Below are 1434 nucleotides of genomic sequence, written 5' to 3'. Positions count from 1 at the left end.
CCACGGTTGCCTGACCGACCCCACCCCGACATCCGGTCCGCAAGCGGCCCGGATGCTGCCGCCTGCCCTCCGGGAGATTCAATTTTCCGATCAGCGTCAACGCACTCGCCGAGTCGTTCTTCTCGACCATCAAACGCGAACTGCTCGGCACCGCCGCCTGGCCCAGCCGGGCCGCCGCCCGCACCGCGATCTTCGATTTCATCGAGGGCTGGTACAACTTGCACCGACTGCACAGCAGCCTCGGCTACCTCAGCCCCGCCGAGTACGAGACCGCACTCGCAGCCTGACCACCACATCAATGGTGTCCGTCAAAGCGGAACAAGCTCACACCATGCCGCACACTTTAGTTAGCCTCGCCGTTGCCACCACACCCGTGGCACACAGAGGGCCTGGAGGCGCGGCACCTCCAGGCCCTCAGCCACATGCCGGATACGGGGGCTACCGCATGTGGCGTCTGTGGGGGGAAGCCGCTATCGGCCCCACAACTTACGTCCTCGACAGTAGCTGCCTCACGTTGCCTAAGTGCCCGTGGCGCATCCATCGGGCAGCATCACTGCCCCATCGATACCAGCCTTGTGGGCTGCGCGGGTCTTCTGCACGACACTCTCGAAAAGGACAAAGCGATCTTGTCATGCCAGAGGTCTACAAATGCCGAGGCTTTCGCGTTGTCGTCGGGTGGTGACTGTTGGTGATCCTTGAGGTATGCCGGTGGGATGCGGAGGGTGGGGGCCTGACTGCTGAGCGGCGGGCGTTTTGCCTTCAACATCGCCGACGGCACCGTCATATCGGAACTGCACCGCCGCCACCGCGCCATCGAGTTCAAGAAGTTCCTGATCCGGATCGACAAGGCCGTGCCCACCGGACTCGACGTCCACCTGGTCTGTGACAATTACGCCACCCACAACACCGCCGAGTTCAAGACGCGGCTGGGTAAACACCCCCGCTTCCACGTCCACTTCACCCCGACCGGCTCTTCCCGGATGAACCAGGTCGAGCGGAGGTTCGGCCTGCTGACCGACAATCTCATCCACCGCGGCTTCCACACCTCCGTGAAAGCCCTGGAGAAGGACATCACCCCCCCCCGGATCGACACCTGGAACGAAAACCCGAAGCCGTTCACCTGGACCAAGACCCCCGACGAGATCCTCTACTCTCTCGCCGACCAACTCACCAAATTCAGCCACTCCAGCCGGACTTCTTCATTAGCGCTGGTCAACGGCTTGGGAGTGGAGAGTGTAGCGGGCTGGGATGGCGGTGGGACGGTCTTTGCCGGGCGGCCGCCCCACAGTTGGTCATCGGCGACGCCGCTTCAGCCCAACCGAAACGGCGAGGCTAAGGCCAATACCAGTAACTTAGGTGCAATCTGGTCGTTGTTGGTGGTATGCCGAGAGTGGGTCAGCTGAAGTCATCTGGTGAGCGTCTTTCGGACCGGGT

At 62.6% G+C, this 1434-nt stretch carries 1 protein-coding gene and 1 pseudogene; both read left to right on the top strand.

Features of this window, described 5'->3' with window-relative positions; translation table 11 throughout:
• Positions 1-98: 98 nt before the first annotated feature.
• Positions 99-287 (top strand): annotated as a pseudogene (locus ACIA8E_RS41945) (IS3 family transposase); the annotation flags it as partial.
• 447 nt (positions 288-734) lie between these two features.
• Positions 735-1403: a transposase gene (locus ACIA8E_RS41940; RefSeq protein ID WP_399307373.1), complete on the top strand. Its 669-nt coding sequence runs from the start codon at positions 735-737 to the stop codon at positions 1401-1403.
• The last annotated feature ends 31 nt before the right edge of the window (positions 1404-1434 follow it).

The sequence above is a fragment of the Streptomyces sp. NPDC051664 genome, assembly GCF_044453545.1.
GTDB lineage: Bacteria > Actinomycetota > Actinomycetes > Streptomycetales > Streptomycetaceae > Streptomyces.
Note: the sequence above shows the minus strand (reverse complement) of the source record. Positions and strands in the feature narration are given on the sequence as shown.